This window comes from uncultured Veillonella sp. (genome assembly GCF_915069625.1).
In the GTDB taxonomy this organism is placed as follows: Bacteria; Bacillota; Negativicutes; order Veillonellales; family Veillonellaceae; genus Veillonella.
The window spans coordinates 1-5,946 of the sequence record NZ_CAJZFD010000130.1 but is presented as its reverse complement, the minus strand read 5'-3'; the positions used below and the strand labels follow the sequence as shown (position 1 = coordinate 5,946).

General features: G+C 38.3%; 5 protein-coding genes and 1 pseudogene. 2 read left to right on the top strand and 4 right to left on the bottom strand.

Features of this window, described 5'->3' with window-relative positions; genetic code table 11:
- The 4 genes and pseudogenes from QZ548_RS07335 to mnmA form a co-directional block, all read right to left on the bottom strand.
- Positions 1 to 572: nitrite/sulfite reductase (locus QZ548_RS07335; protein ID WP_295869379.1), on the bottom strand; the 572-nt coding region annotated here is incomplete at its 3' end.
- An 81-nt stretch (positions 573 to 653) separates the two neighbouring features.
- Entirely contained in the window at positions 654 to 1,838 is a 1,185-nt protein-coding gene (hemW, locus tag QZ548_RS07330) for a radical SAM family heme chaperone HemW (RefSeq protein ID WP_295869378.1), read from the bottom strand.
- 4 nt (positions 1,839 to 1,842) lie between these two features.
- Positions 1,843 to 3,642, bottom strand: a complete 1,800-nt coding sequence (gene lepA / locus QZ548_RS07325; RefSeq protein ID WP_295794159.1) for a translation elongation factor 4 — start codon at positions 3,640 to 3,642, stop codon at positions 1,843 to 1,845.
- 38 nt (positions 3,643 to 3,680) lie between these two features.
- Positions 3,681 to 4,553, bottom strand: a pseudogene (gene mnmA / locus QZ548_RS07320) (tRNA 2-thiouridine(34) synthase MnmA); the annotation flags it as partial.
- Between mnmA and QZ548_RS07315 the strand changes: the two are divergent.
- Together QZ548_RS07315 and metG are read left to right on the top strand one after the other, a co-directional pair.
- Entirely contained in the window at positions 4,548 to 4,829 is a 282-nt protein-coding gene (locus QZ548_RS07315; protein WP_295869377.1) for an rRNA adenine N-6-methyltransferase family protein, read from the top strand. The pseudogene mnmA and the gene QZ548_RS07315 sit on opposite strands and share 6 nt — an antisense overlap.
- Positions 4,830 to 4,857: 28 nt before the next feature.
- The coding region (metG, locus tag QZ548_RS07310) for a methionine--tRNA ligase (RefSeq protein WP_295869375.1) at positions 4,858 to 5,946 on the top strand (1,089 nt) is incomplete at its 3' end.

The window sequence follows — 5,946 nt, the reverse complement described above, 5'->3', positions numbered from 1 at the left end:
AGTCGTTCTAAGAGTTTTCCCATACGCTCACGTGGTTCCCCATGTTCCGCATACCAATCAACTAAAATATCTACAGCTTTTTTGGATTGCTCTACAGTAAGCTGTCTAGCTAAAATTTTGCCAGCTTCTGGTCTCATGCCTGTATTACCGCCAACAGCCAACATAAAACCTTGGGATGTACCAATAAAAGCAATATCTTTTACCATTGCATCTGGACAGTTACGACCACATCCACTGATGCCAATTTTGCACTTGTGAGATGTTTTTCGGCCGTAATGTTTTCTCTCCACATAATCAGCTAACTCTTTTGTTTCCATTTGGCCGTTTTTGCAATAGCCTTTACCAACACAGGCAATTAATGAATTAACCCCTCTATGAATAACCGTAGTTACACCTTCAGGTAATTCAGAAATAAGCTGTTCCTTATCTTCTTTTTCAATACCTGTAATTTGTATACCTGTTACAACATGACGGAAGGATCCACCATATTTTTCAGCTAATTCTATGCATGCCTTCATTTGGTCTAAAGTAAATTCATTATGTAAACCATGTAAAATAACCGATGTCTTCATCGTTCCTCCTCAAATCTAGCATGCTTATTCATCATCATCCTATTTATACTAACATATTAGATTTTGAGAAACTGTGAGAAATTACTCACGGATAAATTGACTAAATACATAATTACCATGTTTTGCCCCTTCCGAGGTTAAATGATAACTATCATTTTCATATTCTAATAGGCCTTTGCTAACTAAATCTTTTATTGTAGCGCCAAATAAATCATGAACAGATACACCAAATCTATTTTTGAATTTTAGCTCATCAAGGCCCCATTTAGTGCGAAGTGCTAAAAAACAAAAATCCTCTTGGGCCCGCTCTACCGTAATAGTCTCCGTATCGATAATAGGAATAGTATATCGATCAACAGCTTGTATATAAGGCATTACATTACGATTGTTACTGCGGCGTACTCCGTCATAAAAAGAATGAGCACCTGCACCAAAGCCTAAATAATCTACATAGTGCCAATATTTTAAATTATGACGACTATAGGAATTATCCTTACTGAAATTAGAAATTTCATATCGCTCAAAACCTAAATCTTTTAACCCAGCCATCATCATGTCATACATAGATTCATCAATGGTTTCACTAGGAATAGAAATAAGGTTCTTTTCTACTAAATGATATAAATAAGTCCCTACCTCAACTTGAAGTCCATACGTTGAAATATGATTAATCGGTAAATCTTTTACAATATTTAAATTATGCTGAATATCCTCTAAGGTTTGTCGTGGCAAACCATAAATCAAATCAATATTGATATCAGTAAATCCAGCCTCTTTAGCATCGTAAACCGCTTGTTTAGCCTTTTCACCATTATGACTGCGATGCAGCATAGTAAGTGCCTTATCATTAAAGGTTTGAACACCAAAGCTAATACGATTGAAACCAAGTTTAACCAATTTCGTTAAATAATGTAAATCTACTTCTCCAGGATTTGATTCAATAGTCATATGACAATCATCAGTAATTGTAAAAGTGCTTTTAATTTTATCAAGAATCATCTTTAGTTGTTGAATTGACAATTCAGTCGGCGTACCACCACCAAAGTAAATGGTATCAATAGGTCTAGATTTAGATTCTGGGTGTTCTGTAACCCATAGATCTATTTCTTGTACTAATGCATATACATAGGTTTCATAATAATCTTGTAGGTTTTGATAAGCTGGAAAATCACAGTACATACATTTCTGTTTACAAAAAGGGATATGGACATACAAGCCCATATCCCCAAGTGTAGACAGATTCAAAGTATTAGAATCTGTTTTCATTATATTAGTCCTCAACCTTGAGAATAGCCATGAATGCTTCTTGTGGAATCTCTACAGATCCTACAGACTTCATGCGTTTCTTACCGGCTTTTTGTTTTTCTAGCAATTTACGTTTACGAGAAATATCGCCACCATAACACTTCGCTAAAACGTCTTTACGCCAAGCTTTTACAGTTTCACGAGCTACAATCTTCGTACCTACTGCTGCTTGAATAGGAATTTCAAACATTTGACGAGGAATGAGTTCTTTTAATTTTTCCGCTAATGCACGACCACGTGTAGCAGCACGGTCTTTGTGTACGATAATAGACAAAGCATCTACAGGATCACCATTTAAGAGAATATCCATCTTAACCATTGGAGATTGTTTATAGCCAATCAATTCATAGTCAAGAGATGCATACCCCTTTGTAGCAGATTTTAATTTATCAAAGTAATCGTAAATGATTTCACTTAAAGGTAAGTGATATACAACGGATACACGTGTTTCATCCAAATATTCCATGGATTGATATTCACCGCGTTTATCTTGAGACAATTCCATAATAGTGCCAACAAAATCTTTAGGTACGATTGTAGTAGCTTTTACATAAGGCTCCTCAATGTAGTCGATTTCTGTTGGTGGTGGTAATTTAGCAGGATTGTCCACTTCGAGCATTTCTCCATTTGTCTTGTAAACCTTATAGTTTACAGATGGAGCAGTTGTAATAAGGGATAAGTTATATTCACGTTCCAACCGTTCTTGAATAACATCCATATGTAATAGGCCGAGGAAACCACAACGGAATCCGAAGCCCAATGCCAAAGATGTTTCTGCTTCGTATTCTAAAGCAGCATCATTAAGTTGTAACTTTTCAAGTGCATCACGAAGATTTTCATAGTCTTTAGAATCTGTTGGATATAAGCCACAATAAACCATAGATACAGCTTTGCGATAGCCAGGTAATGGTTCTGGTGCCGGATTATTAGCTAATGTTACAGTATCACCAACGTGACAATCAGCTACATTCTTAATGCTAGCCGCAATACAACCTACAGAGCCACATGGTAACTCCTGAACAGGTACAAGATTTGGTGTAAAGATACCAAGTTCTGTTACATCAAAATCCTTTTTATCATGCATCATACGGATTGTATCTTTTGCTTTAATCGTACCTTCTTTTACACGTACATAAGCAATAGCGCCTTTATACGCATCAAAACGGCTATCAAAAATCAAAGCTCTAGTTGGTTCATCAGATTTATCTGGCGGTGCAGGCACCTTATTTACGATAGCTTCCAAAATATCTGGAATGCCAATACCAGATTTAGCAGAACATAAAACTGCTTCTGATGCATCTAAACCAATAATATCCTCAATTTCATGTTTAACTCGATCAGGATCTGCAGAAGGCAAATCAATTTTGTTAATAACAGGAATGATTTCAAGATCATGTTCTAAAGCGAGATACACATTTGCCAACGTTTGTGCCTCTACACCTTGTGCAGCATCTACTACGAGTAATGCGCCTTCACAAGCTGCAAGAGAACGAGATACTTCATAGCTGAAATCCACATGGCCGGGAGTATCAATAAGGTTCAAAGTATACTCTTCACCATCTTGTGCTTTATACAAAATGCGAACAGATTGGGCTTTAATGGTAATGCCCCTTTCCCGTTCTAAATCCATAGAGTCTAGAACTTGGGCTTCCATTTCGCGTTTTTGTAATGTGCCAGTATATTCAATTAATCTATCGGCAATGGTAGATTTACCATGGTCAATATGAGCTATAATACAGAAGTTTCTAATCTTTTTCGTTGACATACTATGTGAACAAGTTCAAAGAACTTGTTTTCTCCTTTCTAACATACGCGATCGATAACAGCACCTCCTAATAATTGAGTGCCATTATAAAAGGCTACGGACTGACCTGGTGTAATAGCCCGTTGTGGTTCATCAAAGATAACCTCCATCGTATCGTCGTCTAAGATACGTGCCGTACAAGGCGATGGGTTGGCTGCGTAACGAATTTTACCTTCCGCCTTTAACTCTTTATGGATTGTATCATCTAAGAAATTATAAAACTTACAAATCATACGATTTGTAAAAAGTCGTTCATTAGGTCCTACAATAACTTCATTGCGTTCACCATTAAAGCCAATAACATATAAAGGGTGTTTATAAGCAATGCCTAGTCCTTTACGTTGACCAATCGTGTAATTGAATAAACCCGTATGCTTTCCTAATATTTCACCATCTTCAGTAACAATATTACCAGATTTTGGTTTGGTTTTCATTTCTTCTACTACGAGTTTTTGATAATTACCATGCGGTAAGAAACAAATATCTACACTGTCTGGTTTCTTAGCTACTGGCAAATCATATTCAGCAGCTAATTTACGCGTTTCTGTTTTACATTGGCCACCCAATGGGAACATAAGATGACTCAAAATACGTTGATTCATATTATACATAACATAGCTTTGATCTTTAGTTGGGTCAACACCTTTATGTAATTCATATAAACCAGTGTCTTCATTATAATTAACTTGTGCATAATGACCGGTTACCATATGTGTTGCACCAAGTTCAAGGGCTCGATTAAGCATCAAATCAAATTTGATATTTTTATTACAGAATACACAAGGATTTGGTGTACGACCATAGGCATATTCTTTTACGAAGTAATCTACTACATTCTCGTAGAATACATCGCGAGCATCGATAACATGATGCTACCGCCAAAAGTTGACTCGCAGGTTGTGGTTTTGAGGACTCGCAATAGTCCCTTGATCACTTCGGAAGATCAGAGAGATTTTTTCCGCATTGTTAAGGCTGGATTTTCTGCAAAGCGCAAGAAGCTGCAGTCTAGTTTGAGCGGTGGGTTGGGAATTGATAAGATTGTGGCGGAAGAATTGCTGAAAAATGCAGGAATTTCACCAGATGCTCGCGCTGAAGATTTGGCGATTGAAGATTGGAAGAGGCTACTGAAAGAGTGGCGTCTACGATAATTGCTCTAGTGGTGATATAATATATATCATGACTAAGAAACACGCTTACATCACTACCGCTATTCCTTACGTAAACGGCTTGCCACACGTTGGGCATGCTATGGATTATATGTTGGCAGACGTGTGGGCGCGTTATTCCAGACAGAACGGGCATGAAGTTCGTTTTCAAGCTGGCGTGGATGAGCATGGCAATAAAATTGCTGCCAAAGCTGCCAGCCAAAATCAAACTCCTCAAGAATACGTCGACCAAACGCATATCAATTTTAAGAAGATGATTGCTGAGCTGAATATCTCAGTGACGGACTTTATTCGAACGACTGACGCGCATCACGTTGCTGCGGTGCAGTATATTTGGCAGAAACTCGTTGAGGCTGGTTACATTTACAAAGGTTCGTATGAAGGCTGGTATTGTCAGGGGTGCGAAGCTTTCGTTACGGATAAAGAAGCTGCTGATAATGATGGGGTTTGTCCAGATCACCAAACTCCGTACCAGCGTTTGAGTGAGGAAAATTACTATTTTAAAACCAGTGCTTTTTCGGACAATATTCGTCAGGCAATTGAGTCAAATAAAATGAGAATCATGCCTGAATTCCGTAAAAAAGAGTTTTTGGAATTGATGAAAGATGGCTTGAAAGATGTGTCGGTTTCTCGTCCACGTAAAAATCTTAGCTGGGGCGTGCCGGTTCCTGGTGATGACAATCAAGTCATGTATGTCTGGTTGGATGCTTTGAGTAATTACATTACGGTTATCGGTTATCCTGATCGTCCAGAAGAGTGGCAATCTTTTTGGCCGGCTGACGTGCAAGTCATTGGCAAGGATATTCTTCGTTTCCACGCTGGTATTTGGCCAGCAATGCTCATGGCGCTAGATTTGCCGCTTCCGAAAGTATTGCTTGTTCATGGATTTATCAATTCTGGCGGAATGAAAATGGCAAAGAGTCTCGGAAATGGTGTTGGTCCAGCCGATATTATTCCAGATTACGGTGCTGAGGCGTTTCGATATTACTTCTTGCGCCACGTGCCGACGCAAGATGACGGCGACTTTACTTGGGAAAAGTTTGAAGCTGCGTATAATGGTGAGCTTGGCAATGATTTGGGCAATTTGGTTCAGCGAGTC